The organism is Fulvivirga aurantia, assembly GCF_009711475.1.
GTDB classification, from domain to species: domain Bacteria; phylum Bacteroidota; class Bacteroidia; order Cytophagales; family Cyclobacteriaceae; genus Fulvivirga; species Fulvivirga aurantia.
The window spans coordinates 1-1025 of the sequence record NZ_SMMD01000220.1; the positions used below are offsets into that span (position 1 = coordinate 1).

At 36.4% G+C, this 1025-nt stretch carries 3 protein-coding genes; 1 reads left to right on the forward strand and 2 read right to left on the reverse strand.

Going from position 1 to position 1025, the window contains the following annotated elements; all coding sequences use genetic code 11:
* Positions 1–432: GAF domain-containing protein (locus tag E1176_RS00705; RefSeq protein WP_155208674.1), on the forward strand; the 432-nt coding region annotated here is incomplete at its 5' end.
* A gap of 52 nt (positions 433–484) precedes the next feature.
* On the opposite strand, the gene E1176_RS00710 is transcribed toward E1176_RS00705, so the two are convergent.
* The gene (locus tag E1176_RS00710) at positions 485–679 is read right to left on the reverse strand and encodes a cold-shock protein (protein ID WP_155208675.1); all 195 of its coding nucleotides are present in this window, start codon (positions 677–679) and stop codon (positions 485–487) included.
* Between the two features lie 41 nt (positions 680–720).
* On the reverse strand, positions 721–1025 hold a 305-nt coding region (locus E1176_RS00715), incomplete at its 5' end, for a helicase-related protein (protein ID WP_185152508.1).

The following is a 1025-nucleotide window of genomic DNA, read 5'->3' on the forward strand; positions in this document are numbered from 1 at the left end:
AAAAGAAATGAAAAGCTAAATAAACTTTTAAACCAAGGTAACGAAAAGCTGGGATTACATTTGGGCATTATTAGCAACATTACAGGTGAGAAATACACTGTTTTTGCTATTGACTCCCGCTATGAAGGCATAAAACTGGGTGATGAGTTTGAGCTATACGACACATACTGTAAAGACGTAGCGAAAAACAAAAAAACGATGACTTATAAAGATGTAGCAGAGATCACCGAAATGCTACAACATCCTGTATATCTTGCTACACAGCTTAGGGCTTATGTGGGCACTCCCATTTATGTAAATGAAAAATTTTGGGGTACACTCAACTATACTTCCAGGTCGCCAAAAAAAGAACCTTTTACAGCTGATGAACTTCAATTTATTGAAAATCAGGCTCAGGAAGCCTCCGGTATTATTGAAAAGTCCCTGGCATAAAAAAAGCCATACCGTACAGGCATGGCTTCTTGTTTTATTGAGTTATGAGCAACTAGTCAACTAGCTCTACATTAACTGCATTCATTCCTTTTTTTCCCATTTCAGTTTCGTATTGCACGTTGTCGTTTTCACGAATCTCATCGATTAAACCACTCTGATGAACGAAAATATCTTCTTTTGAATCTGAATCTACGATAAAACCAAATCCTTTGCTGTCGTTAAAAAACTTAACTGTTCCTTGTTTCATTATTGTATTATTTGTGTGTATTAAAAATTCTTATTTGTCAATTAATCTATGAAGGTAAATGCCTTACCTGTCTGCCCTGCTCTACCAGTACGACCAATACGGTGCACATAGCTATCAAAGCTTAAAGGCAACTCATAGTTTATCACATGGGTGATATTGTTTATATCAATCCCTCTAGCCGCAACATCGGTAGCTACAAGTACCTGTACATTGCCTTTCTTAAACTTGTCAAGTGCTTTGCTTCGGTAGTTTTGTGACTTGTTACCGTGGATCATATCAGATTTTATTCCTGATTTATTCAGTTTTTTAGTCACCTTATCTACCAATCTTTTAGTCTCGGCAAAAA

Bases quoted from the DNA above. Each gene is read 5' to 3' on its own strand.
- E1176_RS00710 (WP_155208675.1), bottom strand. From the start codon at position 679: ATGAAACAAGGAACAGTTAAGTTTTTTAACGACAGCAAAGGATTTGGT.